We start from the raw sequence: 20,186 nt of genomic DNA, 5'->3' as shown, positions 1-20,186 counted from the left end.
GAGTGATGAAATTGGCCGCAGATTATAGCGGAAATCCGCTCAGCAAACCACCATCAAGAATCCTCAGCGCAACGCAAATGGCATCAACCGGAATGACGCAAAACAATCCGCCGGATTCACTCTCAACGCACGTCTTACACAGTAGAATTGTGTTAAGATAAAACCAATATCAAGTCCAAATATTCAAGACTTAAGGAAAATTTGATGATTTATAGTATGACCGCATACGCACGCAAAGAGGTCAAAGCTGACTGGGGTACCGCCGTCTGGGAAATTCGCTCCGTCAACCAACGCTATCTCGAAACCTATTTCCGTCTTCCTGAACAATTCCGTAGTCTAGAACCGATTCTGCGTGAACGCTTCCGCAAACGTCTGGCGCGGGGCAAAGTAGAGTGTCACCTACGCTTTGAAGCAAATCCTTCCACAGCAGGTGAGCTAACAATTAACGAAACGCTCGCCAAACAGGTGATCGATGCGGCCAATCAAGTCATGCATATGACCGGAGAACTCAGTCGCATCAATCCATTTCAGGTCATGCAGTGGCCGGGAGTCATGGAAACGCCAGAACACGATATGGACACGATCAACACATCGTTGCTTGATGAGTTTGACGGTGCTTTAACGGAGTTCATCGAATCCCGCGGACGGGAAGGTGAAAATATGAAAGCGCTGATCGAGCATCGTCTCGATGCCATCACTCAGGAAGCCAACAAAGTCCGTGAACACATGCCTGAAGTCATCGAATGGCAACGTGAACGCCTGCTGAATAAATTTGAAGAAGCCAACGTCGAACTCGACCCCGGCCGAATCGAACAGGAACTGGTTCTCATGGCACAAAAATCCGACGTCGCCGAAGAACTCGACCGCCTTGATTCTCACGTCAAAGAGACCAAAAACATCCTCAAAAAGGGTGGCTCCTGTGGCCGCCGTCTGGATTTCATGATGCAAGAGTTCAACCGTGAGTCAAACACGCTAGCCTCGAAATCAATCAATACCGAAGTCACCGCCTCCGGCGTCGAACTGAAGGTTCTGATCGAACAGATGAGGGAGCAGATCCAAAATATAGAATAGATTCCCCTCTACTCCATACACTTCCACAAAGCCCTTGATTATAAGGGCTTTGTTATTTTCACCATCCATATACATCCATAAAATTCATCAACAGCCATGAAAAAACGGGGAGTATCTTGGGTAGTACTTTGCTATTTACTCCCCACCATAGTATAAATATCACAACATACTCCCCATTTCTGGAGGGTGATGTAATGATAACTTCGATTAGAGCTATAAATTCAAGGAGATAGAGATGGGGAATCTCACCGTCAACCAAGTTAAGGCGATAGTAAAAGACCAAAAAACGGGTCGTCATGCCGATGGTGATGGTTTCTATCTAATGATTCCTAGGATAGGTCGACCATACTGGATGCTAAGGTACACCCTTTTTAAGAAAAGAAAGGAGGTGACTATTGGCAAGGTCGATGAACTTTCTCTTGCAGATGCAAGGTTGAAAGCATCTGAGCTTCGAAAGCAAATAAGCGAAGGGATTAACCCAATTGCAGAAAGAAAACGGAGTAAGCAAGCCGATATACAAATAATCGATGATCTCTTCGAAGACTGGTACAAGGATTTGTCCAAAAGGCTCAAGCATCCCAATATACCTAAGCGTATCTATCAGAAAGAGATCTCTCCACAAATTGGTCAATACACGTTGAAACGTGTCACACCTTTAGATATCCGTAATATCATCCAAATAGTCGCTGATAGTGGCCGTCCAACCACAGCTAACGACACGCTAATGTATTGTAAGCAGCTTTTTAAACACGGTATGAAGATTGGTGTTATTGAGTCTAACCCTGCACTAGCATTTTCTAACTATGATGCTGGTGGCATTGAAGAAAGTCGAGATCGGGTCTTAGAACTGGAAGAGATTAAACATGTTTTTTCCGTCTTCAACCAAAACATTTATAGCTTCAATCGAGACAACTACCTAGCTTGTGCTCTGCTTCTTTGTCTTGGCGTTCGTAAATCAGAGCTAACAGAAGCAAAGTGGACTGAGTTCGATCTAGATAATGCTTTATGGAGCCTACCAGCGGAGCGAAGCAAATCTGGGACAGATTTCACTATTCCGCTTCCGGAGCTATGCATACAGTGGTTTAAAGAACTGTATATGCGAGCTTGTGGTTCGGAATACGTCTTCCCTAACAGAAGAGAAAGCAAAGTACCTCACATGGGCAAAGACACACTGAACAGGGCTATTTCAAAGCTATTTGGTCGAGAGCCCGGTCGTAAGGTACAACCACCAAATAAAATGGGCGATATCAAACACTTTGCGGTTCACGATCTACGCCGCACCTGCCGTAGCCTACTCGCTTCGGTAAAAGTTCCTAGCCATATCGCAGAGCGCTGTTTAAATCACAAGCTGAAAGGAGTCGAGGGTATCTATGATCGGTATGACTACTTGGAAGAGCGCAAAGAAGCACTGGAAAAAGTCACCGATCTGGTTAAGAATCATATTGTCATTTAGACATACTCAAAAAAGAAGAGAGGATGCTGCTAGCATCCTCTTATTGAATGCCTGCCTAATACACGATATGGCAATTTTGATTTAATAGTATTCTCAATCGCTCTACGTAGCCAACTTATGGACACAAATATTTCAGTGACTGAACTAAATTAGCAAGTAATGGATAACTAAAGGTATGGAAAATAACTTAAAATGATTTCTATTCTTTGATGATTCGAAACAGAATTACTAGTGAAGAGCCTCGTATAAAAATTAAGCCTTAGATTCCATTCTAAGGCTGATAGTTAAGTTAGATGCCAGATTTATAGTGTTTTTTCTCTATGTATCCTATAACATCTTTTACCACCAATTTGTGAATAGCGGATAGTAGGATAGTCATTAAATAATAATTAGGTTTGTTATTTTTTTGAGGAAGGGAAATATTCAACTCATCTGCATCTTTAGCATAAAAATTACGCCCGTAGTCGAATTTACCTGTATAAGATGACTTATGGATCGATGCGGTTACAAAAATAGCAGCATGTTTTGGAAGTTTTTCTGTATGAACTACCGCCACATGATCATCTCCGCCATATTCATAGTTCCGATATTTGGCAGAGCCAAACATATCTATCGTCGTAGTATTACTTGAGAATACAGTTACTGCATTTCCAATAAATGCCGATACGCCTTCTTCGGCTTCGCCAGCGGTAACAAAAGGTAAACTGCCCTCTATTCGATCAGCACTCTTTAAACGTTTACCACGAGTAGCTTTCCCGAAAAGTTTTTCAAGATTAAATTCACCCCAATCGATATTACCATTATCAAAGTCATCTAAAACCTTTTGTTCTTCAAGAGTTAATATGCAATTATCCAAACCTGTAATGGATAAGTACGTATCTAATTTTTTTATGCGCTCTGATTCTAACGTTGCTATGAAGTTTTCCATAAAATCGAAGTCAATTTTTCTATTTTTTACAGGCAGATGGATTTTTTTGTTTTTTACAACATTCCATCCTCCCAACTTATTTTTGTAAGAATAGATGCTCAAGTCTGTTACTTTATTAATACATTGAACGACAAATAAATATTGGTTTGGAGATAAATCAATATCATTGAAATTCCATTTTATTGCATAAGCATCTGATAAAACAGTAAATTCATTGGATTGAAAATAAGCCCTATACACATCACTATTTGAAGGAATTGAAATTACATTCTTCAAAATAGTGGCCTCTTTTCTAGGAACAAAATAATTCAAACCTTGATTTCTAAAGCTAGAAGTAAGGCAAGGAAGAGTATATTCTTCCGTTTTTTGCTTTGGCAATTCATCTGCTTTAAAAGGCAATTTTATGGTTTGTATTTTTTCGAATAAATCCCCAATCCTAAATTTTCCCCACTCTGCATTTTCTAACATATCGCTAAGTGGGGATGTCACTTTCCCGAATCATTACCTTGTTTTAAAAGGTTTGATACTTCCCATGCTAAATAACTGCTTACAGTATGTTTAAAATCGTTTAGCGTTGGCTTGGTGTCTATTGGAATTGATTGGTTCCAATCTGTTCCTTTATTAGGGTCTATGGTATTTTCGTAATATTCACTGGTAGTTAGAATATTCAGTTTACTTTTTCCAAAACGAACTAGATCGACAACTTCTTGATAACGCTCTCTTGCTTGATCTGTATCTTTGAGATTACTACTGGCTTTCTTTCGATTACTACGTGCATAACCATCATTAGAAAAATCAATAAACTTGACCATTTCATCCTTATGATGAGGTTCATTTACTTTAAACACATAAATGTAAGTTTGGACACTTGATTTACCAATAAATATGTCGATTGGCATTTTTATACTGGCAAGGAGAGTGTGTTTTATTAAGATGCGTTTGTTAATTTCCTTAGCCTTACCTGACCCCGCAGAGCCTTGAATAATGATTGCGGCATAACCTTTGCTCATCATATTTAAGGCCTTTTCCACAAAATTCATTCCGTTACCTTCCGCAGAATATGGAGGGTTAAGGATAAAAGCATCAGCAGGGAAATGCTCGTCCGTTTTACCAAAACCATACTTACCATCAAAGGTAAGTGAGTCTTCGTTTAAGATATTTGAACTACCATCTCCCATAAGAATCATATTCAGAATAGCAAGCATGTAAACGCTAGAAAGCATTTCTAAACCGAGTAGTTGTTCTGCTTTGATCTTTACTTCTTTAGCTGCTAATTCTTCGGGTGAAGTGATAGTGTTTTTTGCGTCATTGAGCATTTCATTCATAGCTGCAACTAGCAAACCTGCTGAACCTGTTGCAAAATCCCATACATAGGAATTTTTATTAACTCGTGCTAGTCGAGCTAACATAGTCGCTATGTATGAAGGGGTTAGAACAACGTCATTGAGCTTATCTTGTGAGAAGCCAAGCCAACCATACATTTCATTGAATAATTTACCCGTAAAATCGGTAGTTAAACCAATCTTGTAGTAAATTCCCAAATCATCCACGATCTTACTAAAGACCCGTTTTAATTGAGTTTCACCATCTACGACTTTATTAATATTTTCAGTAAGTAGAGTGTTTGACAAGGTCCTGATTATTAGATCTTTTTTATCTTGTGGAAGTCCTTTGTTCTCTAAAAACGCTGTGATTCGGCTGACGATAATATCTCCGTCTCTACCACCTTTGTAGTTTTGAGATTTTAACTCAGACTTCTCTAACGGAGGAACTTTATTAGGTATGCCTAAAGTAGCAATAATTGAAGCAGCAACAAGGTAAACACGGTCGTTCTCGCCTAAACCTTTTTCATTCTGATAAATATCATGATTAAGCTTACGCAAGCTTATATCAATTTCTTTTTCACGTTGTGCTTTAAGTTTGTCTAACTCTTCATCAGTCAGACTTAACGATTTGACTTTTTCAACGAAACTATCAAAGTGTTGTTCAGATAGAAATGAAAAATCAGTGTAATCACCAATTTTTTGACCAGCCCCTAAGTTGTCCTTAGATACAAAATAAACACCAATTTCATGTTGTAAATTCCCAGAGCCATCTTTGTATCCAGAGACCCCAATAGCGATGATATCGGTATAGCTTGTATGGTGTAGAACCGCATTAGCGTAGTGAATCGCCCCATTGACAGCATAGTCTTTGATGTTTTTGAAATTTGGTTCGTTTTTAGCCGTTAGATTATCGACTTGACCATCTTTATTAAGCTTTACCAGTTTGTTTTTGTAACCTTTATACTCAATCAATATAGGAAAAGATTTTAGCTGCTTGTCTTGTCGCAAAAGTTTTGCATCAGGGCGATTACCACCCTTACCACCGCTTTTCGAGTGGTAGTCATCCAGTGCTTTATCAATCTCATCATTTAATGATTCTTGTTCTAGCTTATAAGGTAGGTTGTAAGACTTTAGCCACCCGTTAGCCAAATCTGCAATATTAGGTTCGACTGATTGTACTTTTGCCATCTTTCCTGCTCAATTTTGTTTAAACCGGCGAAGTATATCATAATGGTTTCTATTGACTATTTGAATTGAAACGGAAAGCTGTTTAATTCTAGTAGGGCTGGTCGATATTCATCGACCAGCCTGATGATGCTCTTTTCCATATTCAGCATCGTCAGTCGTTCTAAGCATATCTCCGTTCAACTTGAATATGTAGGCTTGGGTAGCTGAAAATATGCGATGTCAGCAAGCCTACAACTTCTGGTAATGTTACATAAAAAAATTCTTTGTCTTTGATAGCGGAAATGAACGCTTTCTTAGATGAGAAGTAAACGTTGTTCCGAGCATGCTCATTCATGACTTTCTTGAGCCGTTCAATCGAGCTTAAATTCGGACTATAGGGCGGTAAGTGTAATGGGCTAACTCATCAGATTTTTCATACCAAAAGTGATCCTCTGAGGGGGGTATTATCTCATAAGTTGATCATTCTGATACTTACATTCCTTGCTTAGCCCTCTAAACCTCAGTCAAAAAATCTTCAGGCATATGTCATCAATGTGAAACCCCATCATTGATTACGACAGGAGCCTGAAATGAATCCCAAAACTTCCGATTACCAAAAGCAGCAACGCTATCAGGAAAATGAAATCCTAGAGCATGCCGCTGAGATACTGGCTACACGCTACGTGCGTGGTGATGCCCTAACCAATCCTGATGCCACCAAAGAGTATGTGCGCTGCAAGCTAGGCTGCTATGAGCGTGAAGTGTTTGCCTTATTGCTGCTGGATAACCAAAACCGACTAATTGAATTTAAAGAGCTGTTTCAAGGTACAGTGGATGCGGCCAGCGTCTACCCACGAGAAGTGGTGAAAGCGGTACTGGAAGTCAATGCCGCAGCGGTAATCTTTGCCCATAACCATCCATCCGGTGACTCAACACCGTCTCAAGCCGATAGACGCATAACCGAAAGACTCAAAGACGCTTTAGCTCTAGTGGATGTTCGCGTTCTCGACCATATCGTCACAGGCGATACCTGCACCTCATTTGCTGAAAGGGGATGGTTATGATTGAGCAACATTACGGTAAGCTTTCTATTGATGATGCTTTACATGCGTCACTGGAAGCACTTCTGAATCGGTACACTCTCCCAGAGAATGCTGAACGCCTCGTGCTGAACTGCCGCCAAATAAGTTACTACCGACATCGACAAGGTTTGCACCCGATAGAGGTACAATTTAAGCGAGAGTCAACCTCAAGCCCTTGGTTGGTAGTGTTCTTTGCCAGCTTCTCTTATCCCGATGACACCAGTACAACCGTTGAGCCTGAGTTGTACTTTCACCTTGCTAATCGCTGGTTCTATCAACCTGATGTGGGGAGCACGGATTTATCCCACCCAGAGGTACAAGAGCTACTCTCGGTATGGATGAAAGCCTTTGCTCGCCACCTTTCTCGCAATGTCTTTGATGACGTGCAACTGACGATGGTCGGTACGTTCAACTAAATCCTAACCCCTCATTTCTTATTTGAATCCTGAAACAAGGAGGACTCACTATGTCCAAATTAAACTTCACAGCATCATTACTACCTGTGTCAAAGAAACTGCATAAGCTGTTAAGTGAGCAACTCACCACTCATTTGCTGAGTGATGAAGCACTGACCACCAGCCGTTATCTGGTGTTTAACTTTCGCGATAAAACATACAGCGCGGATGAAGGCGGCTTCCATCCGGTTGAGATGGCGATTTGCCAAACCTCAACAGGGGAATGGAGCATCGAGTACATCACCGACTTTGCGTATATGGGCAACTACTACCCAGAGCTAGAGCGCAACTTGGACTTTGATTTTCGAGTTGGGCAGTTCTTTATGGCCTATCGTGGCTGGATACCGATGCAAGGTAGCCGTGATGCCAAAGAGCTGTATCGCCTATGGGAGAATAACTTTCTGGCCTATGTCGATATGGACGCTTACGACGAGATAGCCGTCACTCCGCAATAACTCATGACTTCCCTTCTTCTACAAATCATCAAACTTGTCACTGCTCTTATTACGTTGTTCTCATTATCTCCATTCTTCGGTGCTATTGGAGCCTTATCCAGCTTAGGGTTTCTAGTGGTGCTGTTGATTGGGTTATTAGCAGCCATTGTAGAGCTCAGTGATAAGCATAAGTCTCGTTAATGTTAATCGGCTCACGCTTTGGTGATGCCGATTGATGCTGTTTTCACCGTTGGACATTATGTGTCTGACCCACCTCTATTCTCCCGACATTAAATGTCCGACTCCGGTGTGGAGCTTTGATGTATTGAGAGCGTAGTCATGAGCAATAAAACCAGCATTGAAGGGTTATCCGCTTTGCTGCACACGCTGATGCTTATTCCTCAACATCGATGGATCACCGTTAGGGAGTTGCAGCAGCAGTTAGCCCTACTCGATATCCACCGCACCACGCGCAGCATTAAACGCTACCTCGATGAAGTCATTGTGGAGGTGTTCAACGTGGAGTGTGATTCGATGAGCATGCCCCATGTTTATCGCAAAACCTCAGAGCAATTACTGAAACTCAACAAACAGGAAATGCTCTATTGGCAACTGACCAACAAGTACTTACTACCGCTAGTTCCTGATGCACTGAATCATGGGCAAAGGTCCTCCTCGGAGAGAGACAAACCCTTGTCACACAAGGGTTCAGCACATTCAAAAGAGCAAGCATGGTTAGCCAAAGTACATGTGGCATTACCCACTATTCGCGAGTGGAGTGACGAGCAACGGCACGTGTTGAATGCGGTACACACGGCATTACTGCACAACCGTATGCTCAAGATATCTAGCCAAGTATTGCAGCAAGAGAAGGCGCTCATTGAGCCACTGGGACTCTCGGTTCAGTGTGACGCGCTCTTGCTGCTCTTTCGGTTATCCGGCCAACACACGATACGCACCCTCGCCTTGCCTTTGATTGATGAGGCCTGTGTATCGACGTTTTCTTTTACCTATCCGACTGATTTCAACCTTGAACGGTTCATGCGTGAACACGATGGAATCAGTGCGTCCTGAATTTCACTCACCGATAAGGAGAGCACCGTTATGACATTAACCAACCCCCTACTCCGATACGCCGCTATGACCATCCTGTTTATCGGGCTCACCGCTTGTGGCGACCAAGAAGAGACTCAAGCAGCAACCGCAGATATTGAAGTGTCGATATCGACTAACTCGCATTGGGGAACATTGGTTTTTGACCTGCAAGCCATCACCGACAGCACCGTAATCAGCAATGTGGTGATTAACCGAGGCAACTGCCGATTACCTGTGGGCACAGCCTCTGAGCTATCAAGAAACGTTTCATTGCAGTTCAGCCAAACCTACACCGGATACAGCAACAACTGCACCGTAGACAACGTGAAAGAAATCGAAGTCACCTCCAGCGCTGGCACCTTTGTCTACACCTTCTAACTTCCAATTCCCAAATAACACACTCAACCAACTCGTAAGGATAAACCATGAACAAGTCATCTCTACTCATCGCTACAGCGTTAGTTTTCTCTACCTCTTCCGCCTTTGCTGGTGGAACACTGGGCGGCAACCCATCCGCAGATTCGGGAGTCGTCAACGTCAGTGTTGGCAAATGCACTCAATACAAAATGGATGTGAAAGCGGCGCAACAGGCAGGTAAGGACGTAGCGAGCATCACCGTTCCTGAAGGCTGTGAAGCCGTGAAAGAAAAGTAATACCACCAGCAACGATAAAAAACGACAATGGGGAGCAATCTCGCTCCCCATTCTTTTTTTGCTTCTGTACGTAAGCTTCACACGGCCTTGACCATCACAGGCCTTGACCATCCACAGGCCTTGACCATCCGCTTAAACACGTTTTTGGACATTTCCGAATTAAAGCTTTAACTCTAACTCATCAGTTTCGGATTAAATTTTCTATGGCTTAACGCCGCGCTCACCGCAAACTGCGAGCGCAGCGAGTAATTTATCCGCGTGCAGGAACTTTTATACGTGAACTGAGCATCATCTCTATGTCCAAATCCGGCTATTAGCGGACGTTTAAAGTGTTTACTCGTTCTCCAAACCTAAGACCTTAAATATGCTAGTTTACTGGATATTCAGGACAGTGATTTCAACACATTAAGTGGTTTGAACAACACGCTTAACCGCATCTTGTAGACCGTCTTCTTTCACCTTACCCATATCAACGTTATAGCACTTAAATTCCGGCCCTGATCTAGGTAGCCAGTCTTCGAACTGGATTACTTTCATTGACTTGCCTTGAGGTGGGAGCAAAAAGTCAAGCATCCGGTTCGTCAAATCTTCATGGTGACTGGTAACAATGACCTGTCTTTTCCAACTATCGTTAGCATCGGCGTACGCCAGCTTACGAAGCAGCACGGCAGCAGGAATTAGCTGGTTCATATCAAGAGAAGTAGTAAAGTCATCAAATCCGATAACCCTATGGCCTAATTGTTCTGATAAGGCCAAGTTTAAGTTTATTGTCCAACAAATTGCTAGCTGGGATTTTTGACCTGTTGATAGGTCGTCGAACGGTACATCAGACTTCGTCTTAAAACCCCACTTTGGTGTTTTCGGAGTGCCATCGTTTTTAAGCTCGATAGGCAGAAAATCATCGGGAAAATGGAAGCTTGCAAGAAGCTGATTCATGTTTTTTAACAATTGATCAAGTTCAGCTTGCGGTATTACCTCAACAGCTGATAGCAACTGACTTCTTGCACTCGATTCCTGTTTACTTATAGCCAGAGCATCGGTGATCATTTTCTCTGCGTGCTCTAAACCATCCCAATCAATTGCGTTGGCTTCGTCTTCTACCTTCTGGATCTCTAAAGCTGACCAGTTAGTAAACACCCTGCCAAGCTGATGAATAATATCGGTTTCAGAAACGACTGAAGCACCCTCTGCAACTGGAGTTTTTATCGTTTCAAGATAATTACTAACATAGTCAGTTAACCCCTCAACAGTAAGGTTAGGTTCATTTAGAAGTTGTGAAAGCTGATTTGAATGAGCATTTATATCTCTCACAACCACCTGAGAGCGCTTTATCTGATTGAGACTAGCGGTAACAGCTTGCCCTCTTAAGGTAACCTTCTCTATCTTCCCTCTGATTTCAACAGAACGTGCAGTCGTCAATGTCGACAATTTTTCCAATTGAACCTGTAACCCCTGTTTCAAATCAATAACATCTGAAATATCAGGATGCTCGTCCCAAGCCTCTAACCAGCTACTAACATTGTCAGTAAAGCCATCAATCCAAGTTAGGAGCGAGCTGCCGTCTCCTTGCAGCTGCGCTTGTAGCTTATTAAGCCTTTGGTATTCGTAGGTTAACTCAATTCGTTGTTTCTCCAGTTCATCTACTGTATCAGCGTAAATGTCAGTATCTGAGCCTACGAATAAAGTATTCTCGAGTTCAGAGGGGGCCAAGATAGTATCTTCTGACCACTTTTTTATGAACAAGTTTGCTGGTAAAGACTGAATAGTAGATAAGAATTCTTTGGTAAAGGCAGGTGGTTCATTTCCTTTCTCAGAAAAATCGACCTGACGGCCTCGATACTCCAACAAACTATGCCCAATATGGCTCAACTGGTCAGGAAGTTGTGATCCTATCGGTTCAGCCAAGTTACTGAAGTTTCCGATGGAGCTAGAAAGGTTGCGGATTTGAGAATCCCATTTATTTTGTAGGTTGCCATTCTTTAAGGTCAACGTACTATCGACTAACAACTGACGAAACGGCAGATCGTGAGGGAGCTTATCGACAAGCTCATTAACTCTTCCAGCTAGAGTTTTTCTTTCTTCGTCATAGTTTTTTCTATACTTCAGCATATGTAGCTGGCGCTGCCAGTCTTCTAACTTTGCTTGTAACGCCTTCAAGCTCCGCTTAATCTCTTCGCCCGGCTTGTTTTCAGGCTCTAATAGTTGAATGATTTCGTCACATGCAAGCCCAGCAATATTTTCTTGATAAAAAAATGAGGCTACTGTACTGAGTTTCTTATGGTCAGTTTTAGCCTTACCGTTAAGCTCAAACCTCTTGCCATTTATAGATACCGCACCCTTGCTCTCCTTAGTGGTTATAAAACCACCTGCACCAACATTAGACTGATTAAGTACCCAGTCCATTGCTTCTAACAAAGAAGTTTTACCTACCCCGTTTTTACCCGTCACCAAAATAAGGTCGGCAGGCTGACCTGCTATCGTAAAATCAAGCTCTTTGGGGCCCCCATCTTCTGAAGCTCGGTAGCCTTTGAAATTTTCCAGTCCTATAGACTGAATAGTATCGATATTGTTACCCAAGAGAAGTTACCTCCAAAACTGGTTTACCTAATAGGTCATTGATGTCCTTAACAAGTTCATCCTGCCAGATTTGAGCAACGCTATCATTTTCACCAGTATCCACAGAAACCTTTAAAATATCCGTAAATCGAGTAAATAGCTGCGGCTCAACGCCTCTGGGAGGTTTAGCGTTTTTAACAGCTTCAGAAAGTACAGAAGAAAAATCTTGGGCTGTTATTCTCCTAGGAGTATATTCACTTGAGGCCAGCTCCCCTAACCAACGCTTCTTTGCATCTTCTACTGATTTTCCTTCAAATGATCTTACGGCTTGAAGAACAAAACGTCCCCGGTGCCAATCTTGATCACCCATAAGCTGTAACCAAGAATCGGATTTCTTATGCATATCAATAAGAGCAACTAAAGGCGCAAACTTCTGGTAGTCATGCATCAGGTCTGTGAGGCGATCCATCAGGCGGGCAACATATTTCTTTAGCTCACCCATTTCCTCTTCACTTGGTTCCGAATCAGAGCGCCAAACCACCAGATTACAAGCGGAGTGGCAATGGACAGACACAGGATAGATATCTCTTCTTGCTGGCTCACAGTCTGCAAAACTAATCTCCAATAATGATTCCATTCTTAAGCTTCTCGTAAGTAGGTTCGCCGCTTGATACTCGGCTGGTTGGCATAAAAGTAGTTTGTGGGAGAGTCAACTGCATCTAAGAGCGTTTCTGCGACAGTGTCTTTATTCCCATCATAAGGCTTTTGGTGAAAAATATGTTGCCACCCCAAAGTCACTATTATCTTTGGAGTGATAGAACCTGCCGCCGTATCTTTATTAATAACCCTGCGCAGGCTTGGACGAATATGAGCACCAGCCTGCCCTAGAGCGAGAGCCAGATGGTTATTACCTATCGGAACATTTACTTCATCCCCGGAAGAGACAAATGAGGGATCTGCATTAAGATAAAGAAGCTTATCGCCAGTGAATCTCGCCTCAGAATGTTTGAATGATAACGCAATGCCACCTTCCAGATCTTGTTCCGAAATTGGAGAAAGGAGACCTTCAAATAAAAACAGCAATGTTACAAGCTCAGACATAAGAGCTTTGTTTTCATTTATAGGATCATACTCTTTCGCTTGTCTACCATTGAGCTTAGATAAACTAGCAGCTAATGCAGAATATGCTTCCTGATCGGCGCTGCCGGCACTGATAACACCAGAAATAGAGTCTAGCCACGTAGGTGTCGCAGTGCAGTAGTCGGAATCGTCTAAGAATGTACCTTCGAGTGTTGATATAACTTGATGAAGAATGACTTCGGAAAATGGTAAGACAGAAGTAAAGCTTGCATTCATTGACTGAATACTGGTTTTTAAGGCTTCAACAATTAAAGTTCTTGCTACTCGCTCATAAATACTTTTCCAGAGTTCATCTGCTGTTAAGTTCTGTTCTCTATCAGGATGTCGAATAATTAACTTATCGCCGCCCTGCGGATGTTTCTTGTGGTGCAAGGCGTAGGTATTGACGATTTGCTGCTGGTGAAAAGTTGGGTAAGCGTCAAAAACTGCAACTATTGGTGCAGAATGTGTTTCCAAAACCTCTTTGTCATTATCTTCAAGTTCATCTGTATACTCGTCCAAAACCGTCTGAAGAGTGTGATGCACTTGTGGCTCGTCGCTACCAAAACCCACAAAAATCAGTGATTTACTTCTAAGTCGATCTCTAAAAACATCAGCAGCCCATTGTCTGTTCCGCCATTTTTGGAGCTGTCGCTCAGTGAGAAGTATCGATTCGTATCTCTTTTTAAAATCAGTATCAACAAGTCTCTCAGCACAACCATTTACCTTAAAGACCTTTAGACGATTGACATTGACATCTCCAATCTCAGCGCCTTTTTTACGGTAATCGTCAAGACAGGAAATTACATCTGAATTACTTGCACCGCTCAATTCAACATAGGCCTTTTCAAAGTTGCAGTCGTAGTTGGTGGTTATTACTTCATTAATCAGCCCCTCTCGTGACAACTTGGCTATGTAGTAATGAGCAGGCGTTGGGCATAGATCTCGATATTGATCAATTTTCAGAACCTCTACCAAGCTCTTATAACCAACATCGAGGCTAGCAAACTCCCACAGATACAGCTCAGACAGGCAGCCCAGCTGATTAGCGCTCGCGGCCTTGGTAATATCACAGAAAAAACACACTCCTTTACAGGTTTCACCAGTGATTTTATGACCAAGAGCTTCGAGTTCATGCGAGCACCAGCACTTGCATATAGTCCCATGATCTTCAGCTTTATATCGAGCCGATCGAAGCTTAAATAACTCTTTTTTTAGGGTATTCACCATCCATTTGACATTATGAACCTTCTCAGTGCTTGGCGAAGAACTTGACATAGATATACCAGCACCAGCAACAGGCACACAGCGTCGTCTCAATATTCTATCGACAGTGTAATTAAACGCATTCCTTGCAATCATCTCTTACAGGGCTCCGAATTTGGGTGGGCAGAGTAAACATTCTTGTTGTCCACTTTTGGTCGTAGGCGGACTTGGTGCGCCGTATAACAATCATAACGCAACGGCGCGGTTTGCCGTGTCCATTGCCGTGGCTTGTTTTGTGAGTAACAAATTACGTAGAAGGGGCGCATGATTATGGGCTATTTGACTTCCTTGTATCTGAACTCTCAGTATTCCGATCATATTGAGAATGTTTGCTCATCAGTTGAAGCTATTTAGCTGTGGCTGCGTATTAGCTCGCTTCACCTCCAACGCTAACTTTCAAGTTTGTTTGAAAGCATCATACTTAATCAATGCTTATCTACTGGTTATGAAGTAACTTTGTCGCATTACTAAAATTGGGTCAATGGTTTTGGAAAGAAGTTACCCCTTCGTCACGTTACTAACTTCGAATGGGGCAAAAACTTGCTAAGAGAGCGGTTGGTCTAATGCCCGTTCTCTCTCCCACATCGCATCAAGCTTCAGATATATGTTATCTACAAAAACGCAAATAACGGGATAATAGCGGTTTGTTGGATTGTGCCAACAAACCGCACTATTACATCAATCGATATCGCTTCTAGCAGCATCAACTGCTAACGAATCCGCTATCTCATTCCCTCTAACACCAGAATGAGCTTTGACTTTAAGTACCTCGACATACTTTCTAGAACGCAGTTCATCGACTTGTTTCCAGAGTTGCCGATGCTTAACCTGCTTCTTATTCGCTTTACGCCACCCTCGGTCTTTCCAATCGTCCATCCAGATGTTGAAACCTTTCACACAGTAATCGCTGTCCGAATAGATAACATCACCGTCTTCGGCATACTCTAATCCTTCGATAAACGCCAGTAACTCCAGCTCCGCACAATCCGTATCTCGGTCAATGGTGATGCTCTCTTCATGGACAATATCGTTGTCTTCATCCATGACCACCAGCCCAATACCACCTCGTGTACATCCGTGTTGGTTGTTTGGTGCAGCGCCGTCTACGTAAATTGAATAGCTCATTTTTTTATCTCTCTCTAATTGTAAAAAGGGCGCATGACTTTGCTTAGCCAGCGCCCCGTTGATGATGTGATTTGATGTTTGTGTTACTGAAAAGATTCTTGGTTGTCTCGCAGTGCTAGACGTTGCTCCATCCATTCCTCTATTTCACTTTCGACCCAAGCCACGGCACGTCCACCGAGTGGGACACTCTTCGGAAAGTCGGTTTCATCTGCCATGAACTTGTAGATAGTGGAGCGGCCTAGCCCTGTTAGTGACATCACTTCTTTTAGTCGTAAAAATCTCATGGGAATTGTCTCCTCTTGTATATACCCATGTGATAAGCCGCCACTGTAAAGAAATGCAGTCGGTCTACTCCAAGCTAGAGCCAAAGCAGTAACGCTTTTCTTCCCACGCTTCAGCAAGGCTGCTCATACGGTGGAAGACAGTGTTCTTTATGTTGGTGTCTTTACTACGACAACGAGTCCCTACCCCATAATTGCCTCGGTCATTGAGAAACACCAATGAACGCGCTTCGCCGCTGTAGTGCTTTTCTATCGCTTCTTGCCAAGCCGTTTTAAGGTGCTCGACCAATTCATTGCGCTTATCCCAACAAATAGCGGGACCAAAGTGCTGGCTATAGTCACTAAACAGCATCACGCGATAGTTGTGAGATGGCACCTTGTCTTCCCGCTTACGCCATACATAGAACAGAGAATCCGTATCAAGCTTTTCTTTAAGCAACTTAAAGTAATCGTTGAGGATACTGAGGTCGGTATCTTGATGATCTTCTGGCAAAAACAAGTCCAAACGTGTAGCAAGAGAGATGTCAAACTGACTGAGTGCCTGTTCAAAAACATCGACCATTGAGGTCAGTGCTGACTCGTATAACCCCTTGTCGCTGTAATACAGCGGGTAATCTTCAAAAGTTCTATCAAGAGTAATGCTTGGGAGGTAGGTTCTATTCGCCATGAGTAATGCCTTTTTGTTTGTGAATGACATAGGCATTACTCGCGCTGTATTTTTTAGGTGAGTCGTGACTGCAACCAAAGCTCTTGTTGAAGTGATCGTTCCGGTTGGCAATGGGCTTCGCGAGACGACTGATTCGATAGAAGAACTCGTTTAACTGTAACGGGAACACTTCAGCGTCAGACAACAGCTCAAAACCTTCATTCGTAGGAGAGTAGGCTAATCCAGAGCATGGTTGGCTGTAATAAGCTTCAACCACCCTATCCCATGTCTTCCTCACTTTTTTGTAGAGAGAACGCCCCCAACCCTCTCGTCCAGTGCCGAAGTTTTGAAAGAGATCCCTATCAAAGAGCAAGATAAGATGATGATGCTGGCTGGTGGATTCACTGGCCTTCGCCCAGATATAGCGAATGACCGTTTGCTGGTATTGATAAGTTCTGTCGGTGTATTTGTCTCTACAGAGCTCATTAGTCTCCGATTCTAAAATACGAAAGAAATGGGCAAACACCGCTAGGTAATCTTCCCCGAAGTCACTCGGTAGGTTTAGGTTGATGTGAACAGCAAAGATTCTTGGGTATTGGTTTAGTGCTTCAGTCAGCACTCGGTCTATCTCCTCTAGGTATTCGAGAACGAGACCATCCTTGTGGTAGTAGAGTGGCTTTCCATTAAAGGTTCGGTCACAAGTGATGGTGTGGTGGTTAAGAGCATCTGAACGACTATGAGTAACGTTAAGTTGATGAGTCATGATTGGTTCCTGTGGTTTGTTGTGATTCCCACAGGAACTGGTACTACCGTTACTTTTTAAGCTACTTATGACTATGACCGAAATTATTCATACGCTTTCCAAAATGCTTCGTTCTTCGTTTCGCTAGATAGCTCAGTCGATAAAAGACAGATTGAAACACCTCCTCAAACTCCTCAGAGTTACGTAGCAAGTGATACTGGCCTTGTTTGGAGAAATGGATAGCTGGTTTCTCTTTACCTGAGTACATGGCTTCCACTGAACGCTTCCATGCATTACGAATACGGTTAGCCAAACTTTGCTGATACTCTCCAAAATCCCCCAGAGAGCGAAAGATGTTCCGGTCAAGGATAAGTACAACGTGGTAATGACTGCTCGTTGAGGTATCACACTCTTTCGCCCATACATATCGAATGGTGGTCTCACGATAGGATTTGCGATTTAGGCGAGCACTACGTCTTCGATATGCCGCTACCTGAGATTTCAAAGAGCGGAAGAAACGAGTCATCACTGCTGAATCATCCCCTCTAAAGTCTGTTGGTAAGTTAAGGTCCACTCGAACGATAAAAAGCCTCGCATATTGCTCTAGAGCTTTCTCAAGGACTGACTCTATCCCTTCTAGGTATTCAACGACCAACCCCTCCTTGTCGATGTATATCTTGTTTCCGTTGAAAGTGGATTCGTGTGTGATGGTTAGATTTTTAGACATGATAGAGACCTATGTTTTGTTAATGACATAGGTACTGATAGTGACGTTATTTTCTAAGTCTCTCTTTGGGTAGGGGAACCCATCCCCTACCAAGATATCGAGTGATGAGGTCGTTGGTTGAGGTGTGGGATTAGATGAGTAGATGGAGAGGTATATATATTATTAATTACCGATCCCCCTCGATTCACTCCCACTCTGTTTTTAGGTGATTACTGAGCCTTCACATCGGCTAAATCCAACCAGCTAACCTTCATTTTTTATCAAAAATCACGGCTCATGCATTTTTACTTATGGAGTTCACTCACATAAAAAGTGACAATCCAAAAAATAATTTATTTAGATAGATCAATCGGACTACACTTTATGAACATAAATAATCAGCTAAAAACAGCTACCAATAAGTAGATCACTATGACCCCAAATCAGATAACAGATACAACCTACCAGCTCCACAATTTCATCAACCCGTTTGATAGGCAAGACAGTTATATTTTGCTTTCAGGAGGGTATTCAAAGACGCTAGTTATTGATAAAAATCGTCACTCTCCCACACGTTATTTGGGAATAAAAAACTGGGAACAACTAAAGTCAATATGGCCGGGGTTCACCCCTTTTGATGACGCTTACCTGATGCCATTCAGTCCGTTAAGCGAATCAAGATTTCGAAATAAACCCATAGCTGATGAATTCGTTGAGTATCAAAACATCTATCGTTATTTCGAAGAAAAGAGCATCAGGCAACAGCCAAAATCTACTCTCATTTGTTTGTGTATGTTGCTAGCAAAAAATTATGATGAGAAACTAGGCGGAATCCCAATGGGGATAAAAATGCTGGCCACTAGACTTGGAACTAACAGCCGTAAGATAACCGTCAGTATCAAATCACTCGAAGAAATGGGATTAATCGTTTTTCACCAAAGACGGGCAGATATCGACAAGGTGACTCTTCCTTGTTTTATTGAACCTACCAGCACATTTGTACTGAAATTTACGTCTCTATTTAGAAAAGGGAAAACAATACCAAAAGAAGAGCCAGAAGCAGGTACACCTAAGATTCAGACTGCCCCTGAACAAGATTATGACAACTTCATAAAAAGCATTGCCGCTCAAGAAAGCATCTATGATGACACAGAGGAAAACTTAACTTCCAAAAAGCCAGATTATTATCTACATGGTAAGGAAGGCTTCTTCTGGTATCAAAATAAAATATACACTCTTAAAGTGAGACTCTTGAACTTAGTAAGAAAGCCAAAGGTGGAGGAGGTGGTTAAAGCTCACGCCTATCGAGCTCTGCTCTAGATGCTCTGGTGTAGCAACACCTAAAACAAAGGCACAGTTGTTTACGGCAGAATTACATGACACTAGTATACAAATATAACTCACTCTGACAGCTTGGTGCTTCGATTAGTCAAACAGAACACATACAAATGAACATCATTATCATTAATATTCTGGCGACATAGTAATCGATAGTTGAACTACAGGATACTGTCACAACTTAGAGTGACTGAGTGAAGATTATTTCATCAAAAACAGAACTATTGTCAACGTAAGAAACATAGCAACTTAAACCAACTGGGTAGTATATTGGGTAGTAAAATTCTTAATTAGACAACACAAAACTACTAAGTTTATGATTTTTAAGTAATAAAACTTATTGCTCGACGAACAGATCCAGAATATAGAATAGATTCTTGGGTAGAAAGTTATCCGTCCAAGAATGTCTTAGAAGCCCTGGATTACCTTGTAAAAAGCATTGTAAATACAGGGCTTTTTTATTTTACCCGTCCAAATCGGTTTGCAGATGTCCGTTACCAACCACCTGTTTAGTGGTGGGCGGTCATTTTATTGCCCCTCCATTATTTCAGCAACGATGGCGTAAACATGGAAAACTCACCGCAAAACAGATAATTTCATACAGCAAAGCCGAACCCAAAAAATATGCAGACGGTGAAGGGCTCGCCTTACTGGATGATCCGCTATACCACGGCCAAACCCATCATGGCTTGAGATAACCATAATGTGTCGGATTCAAAACGGTACTCAACACGAGTTTCACCT

General features: G+C 42.4%; 19 protein-coding genes and 1 pseudogene. 9 read left to right on the top strand and 11 right to left on the bottom strand.

The window, feature by feature from the left end; all coding sequences use genetic code 11:
* The first annotated feature begins 204 nt into the window (after positions 1-204).
* Positions 205-1,071, top strand: a complete 867-nt coding sequence (locus tag BSQ33_RS09595; protein ID WP_088133963.1) for a YicC/YloC family endoribonuclease — start codon at positions 205-207, stop codon at positions 1,069-1,071.
* Between the two features lie 235 nt (positions 1,072-1,306).
* Positions 1,307-2,524: a tyrosine-type recombinase/integrase gene (locus tag BSQ33_RS09590; RefSeq protein WP_088133962.1), complete on the top strand. Its 1,218-nt coding sequence runs from the start codon at positions 1,307-1,309 to the stop codon at positions 2,522-2,524.
* A 289-nt stretch (positions 2,525-2,813) separates the two neighbouring features.
* Here the strand turns inward: BSQ33_RS09590 and BSQ33_RS09585 are convergent, their stop codons facing one another.
* From BSQ33_RS09585 to BSQ33_RS09575, 3 genes and pseudogenes are all read right to left on the bottom strand, one after another.
* Complete coding sequence (locus tag BSQ33_RS09585) at positions 2,814-3,941, bottom strand: restriction endonuclease subunit S (RefSeq protein ID WP_198298088.1); 1,128 nt, start codon at positions 3,939-3,941, stop codon at positions 2,814-2,816.
* Entirely contained in the window at positions 3,938-5,965 is a 2,028-nt protein-coding gene (locus tag BSQ33_RS09580; RefSeq protein WP_088133960.1) for an HsdM family class I SAM-dependent methyltransferase, read from the bottom strand. Before BSQ33_RS09580 ends, BSQ33_RS09585 begins: the two co-directional genes overlap by 4 nt.
* A 160-nt stretch (positions 5,966-6,125) precedes the next feature.
* Positions 6,126-6,353, bottom strand: a pseudogene (locus BSQ33_RS09575) (hypothetical protein); the annotation flags it as partial.
* A gap of 181 nt (positions 6,354-6,534) precedes the next feature.
* Here BSQ33_RS09575 and radC point away from each other — a divergent pair.
* From radC to BSQ33_RS09540, 6 genes are all read left to right on the top strand, one after another.
* Positions 6,535-7,008, top strand: coding sequence for a RadC family protein (gene radC, locus BSQ33_RS09570; protein ID WP_002030999.1), 474 nt, complete (start codon positions 6,535-6,537; stop codon positions 7,006-7,008).
* A complete protein-coding gene (locus BSQ33_RS09565; RefSeq protein ID WP_075989496.1) occupies positions 7,005-7,442 on the top strand; it encodes a DUF2787 domain-containing protein in 438 nt (145 codons plus the stop codon). The genes radC and BSQ33_RS09565 overlap by 4 nt, the downstream gene beginning before the upstream one ends.
* A gap of 50 nt (positions 7,443-7,492) precedes the next feature.
* Positions 7,493-7,936 carry a DUF2787 domain-containing protein gene (locus tag BSQ33_RS09560; protein ID WP_088133958.1) on the top strand — a complete coding sequence of 148 codons (444 nt, stop codon included), beginning with the start codon at positions 7,493-7,495 and terminating at the stop codon, positions 7,934-7,936.
* Positions 7,937-8,254: 318 nt separating this feature from the next.
* Positions 8,255-8,989 carry a WYL domain-containing protein gene (locus BSQ33_RS09550; RefSeq protein ID WP_088133956.1) on the top strand — a complete coding sequence of 245 codons (735 nt, stop codon included), beginning with the start codon at positions 8,255-8,257 and terminating at the stop codon, positions 8,987-8,989.
* 30 nt (positions 8,990-9,019) lie between these two features.
* Positions 9,020-9,388, top strand: a complete 369-nt coding sequence (locus BSQ33_RS09545; protein ID WP_088133955.1) for a hypothetical protein — start codon at positions 9,020-9,022, stop codon at positions 9,386-9,388.
* A gap of 47 nt (positions 9,389-9,435) precedes the next feature.
* A complete protein-coding gene (locus BSQ33_RS09540) occupies positions 9,436-9,663 on the top strand; it encodes a hypothetical protein (protein ID WP_088133954.1) in 228 nt (75 codons plus the stop codon).
* Positions 9,664-10,068: 405 nt separating this feature from the next.
* Here BSQ33_RS09540 and BSQ33_RS09535 read toward each other — a convergent pair whose 3' ends face one another.
* The 8 genes from BSQ33_RS09535 to BSQ33_RS09500 form a co-directional block, all read right to left on the bottom strand.
* On the bottom strand, positions 10,069-12,240 hold the full coding sequence (locus BSQ33_RS09535; protein WP_088133953.1) for an AAA family ATPase: 2,172 nt from the start codon (positions 12,238-12,240) through the stop codon (positions 10,069-10,071).
* Entirely contained in the window at positions 12,233-12,856 is a 624-nt protein-coding gene (locus tag BSQ33_RS09530; protein ID WP_055044061.1) for a hypothetical protein, read from the bottom strand. Before BSQ33_RS09530 ends, BSQ33_RS09535 begins: the two co-directional genes overlap by 8 nt.
* 2 nt (positions 12,857-12,858) lie before the next feature.
* The gene (locus tag BSQ33_RS09525; RefSeq protein ID WP_055044062.1) at positions 12,859-14,700 is read right to left on the bottom strand and encodes an SIR2 family NAD-dependent protein deacylase; all 1,842 of its coding nucleotides are present in this window, start codon (positions 14,698-14,700) and stop codon (positions 12,859-12,861) included.
* 582 nt (positions 14,701-15,282) lie between these two features.
* Positions 15,283-15,729, bottom strand: a complete 447-nt coding sequence (locus BSQ33_RS09520) for a ribonuclease HI (RefSeq protein WP_088133952.1) — start codon at positions 15,727-15,729, stop codon at positions 15,283-15,285.
* Between the two features lie 83 nt (positions 15,730-15,812).
* Positions 15,813-16,013 carry an AlpA family transcriptional regulator gene (locus BSQ33_RS09515; RefSeq protein ID WP_005496783.1) on the bottom strand — a complete coding sequence of 67 codons (201 nt, stop codon included), beginning with the start codon at positions 16,011-16,013 and terminating at the stop codon, positions 15,813-15,815.
* Positions 16,014-16,077: 64 nt separating this feature from the next.
* Entirely contained in the window at positions 16,078-16,677 is a 600-nt protein-coding gene (locus tag BSQ33_RS09510) for an inovirus Gp2 family protein (RefSeq protein ID WP_088133951.1), read from the bottom strand.
* Positions 16,667-17,419 (bottom strand): inovirus Gp2 family protein, encoded by a 753-nt coding sequence (locus BSQ33_RS09505; RefSeq protein ID WP_088133950.1) that lies wholly within the window; start codon positions 17,417-17,419, stop codon positions 16,667-16,669. The genes BSQ33_RS09510 and BSQ33_RS09505 overlap by 11 nt, the downstream gene beginning before the upstream one ends.
* Before the next feature lie 61 nt (positions 17,420-17,480).
* On the bottom strand, positions 17,481-18,125 hold the full coding sequence (locus tag BSQ33_RS09500; protein ID WP_088133949.1) for an inovirus Gp2 family protein: 645 nt from the start codon (positions 18,123-18,125) through the stop codon (positions 17,481-17,483).
* A gap of 411 nt (positions 18,126-18,536) precedes the next feature.
* On the opposite strand from BSQ33_RS09500, the gene BSQ33_RS09495 reads away from it, so the two are divergent.
* Positions 18,537-19,424 carry a hypothetical protein gene (locus tag BSQ33_RS09495; RefSeq protein WP_088133948.1) on the top strand — a complete coding sequence of 296 codons (888 nt, stop codon included), beginning with the start codon at positions 18,537-18,539 and terminating at the stop codon, positions 19,422-19,424.
* The last annotated feature ends 762 nt before the right edge of the window (positions 19,425-20,186 follow it).

Source organism: Vibrio gazogenes, assembly GCF_002196515.1.
Taxonomy (GTDB): domain Bacteria; phylum Pseudomonadota; class Gammaproteobacteria; order Enterobacterales; family Vibrionaceae; genus Vibrio; species Vibrio gazogenes_A.
The sequence above is the reverse complement of the archived record's forward strand: the minus strand, read 5'-3'. Positions and strand labels throughout refer to the sequence as shown.

What these genes read in the sequence shown, in the direction of transcription:
- BSQ33_RS09595 (WP_088133963.1), top strand. Translation starts at nt 205, where the DNA reads ATGATTTATAGTATGACCGCATACGCACGCAAAGAGGTCAAAGCTGAC.
- BSQ33_RS09590 (WP_088133962.1), top strand. Translation starts at nt 1,307, where the DNA reads ATGGGGAATCTCACCGTCAACCAAGTTAAGGCGATAGTAAAAGACCAA.
- BSQ33_RS09580 (WP_088133960.1), bottom strand. Translation starts at nt 5,965, where the DNA reads ATGGCAAAAGTACAATCAGTCGAACCTAATATTGCAGATTTGGCTAAC.
- radC (WP_002030999.1), top strand. Translation starts at nt 6,535, where the DNA reads ATGAATCCCAAAACTTCCGATTACCAAAAGCAGCAACGCTATCAGGAA.
- BSQ33_RS09565 (WP_075989496.1), top strand. Translation starts at nt 7,005, where the DNA reads ATGATTGAGCAACATTACGGTAAGCTTTCTATTGATGATGCTTTACAT.
- BSQ33_RS09560 (WP_088133958.1), top strand. Translation starts at nt 7,493, where the DNA reads ATGTCCAAATTAAACTTCACAGCATCATTACTACCTGTGTCAAAGAAA.
- BSQ33_RS09550 (WP_088133956.1), top strand. Translation starts at nt 8,255, where the DNA reads ATGAGCAATAAAACCAGCATTGAAGGGTTATCCGCTTTGCTGCACACG.
- BSQ33_RS09545 (WP_088133955.1), top strand. Translation starts at nt 9,020, where the DNA reads ATGACATTAACCAACCCCCTACTCCGATACGCCGCTATGACCATCCTG.
- BSQ33_RS09540 (WP_088133954.1), top strand. Translation starts at nt 9,436, where the DNA reads ATGAACAAGTCATCTCTACTCATCGCTACAGCGTTAGTTTTCTCTACC.
- BSQ33_RS09530 (WP_055044061.1), bottom strand. Translation starts at nt 12,856, where the DNA reads ATGGAATCATTATTGGAGATTAGTTTTGCAGACTGTGAGCCAGCAAGA.
- BSQ33_RS09525 (WP_055044062.1), bottom strand. Translation starts at nt 14,700, where the DNA reads ATGATTGCAAGGAATGCGTTTAATTACACTGTCGATAGAATATTGAGA.
- BSQ33_RS09520 (WP_088133952.1), bottom strand. Translation starts at nt 15,729, where the DNA reads ATGAGCTATTCAATTTACGTAGACGGCGCTGCACCAAACAACCAACAC.
- BSQ33_RS09515 (WP_005496783.1), bottom strand. Translation starts at nt 16,013, where the DNA reads ATGAGATTTTTACGACTAAAAGAAGTGATGTCACTAACAGGGCTAGGC.
- BSQ33_RS09510 (WP_088133951.1), bottom strand. Translation starts at nt 16,677, where the DNA reads ATGGCGAATAGAACCTACCTCCCAAGCATTACTCTTGATAGAACTTTT.
- BSQ33_RS09505 (WP_088133950.1), bottom strand. Translation starts at nt 17,419, where the DNA reads ATGACTCATCAACTTAACGTTACTCATAGTCGTTCAGATGCTCTTAAC.
- BSQ33_RS09500 (WP_088133949.1), bottom strand. Translation starts at nt 18,125, where the DNA reads ATGTCTAAAAATCTAACCATCACACACGAATCCACTTTCAACGGAAAC.
- BSQ33_RS09495 (WP_088133948.1), top strand. Translation starts at nt 18,537, where the DNA reads ATGACCCCAAATCAGATAACAGATACAACCTACCAGCTCCACAATTTC.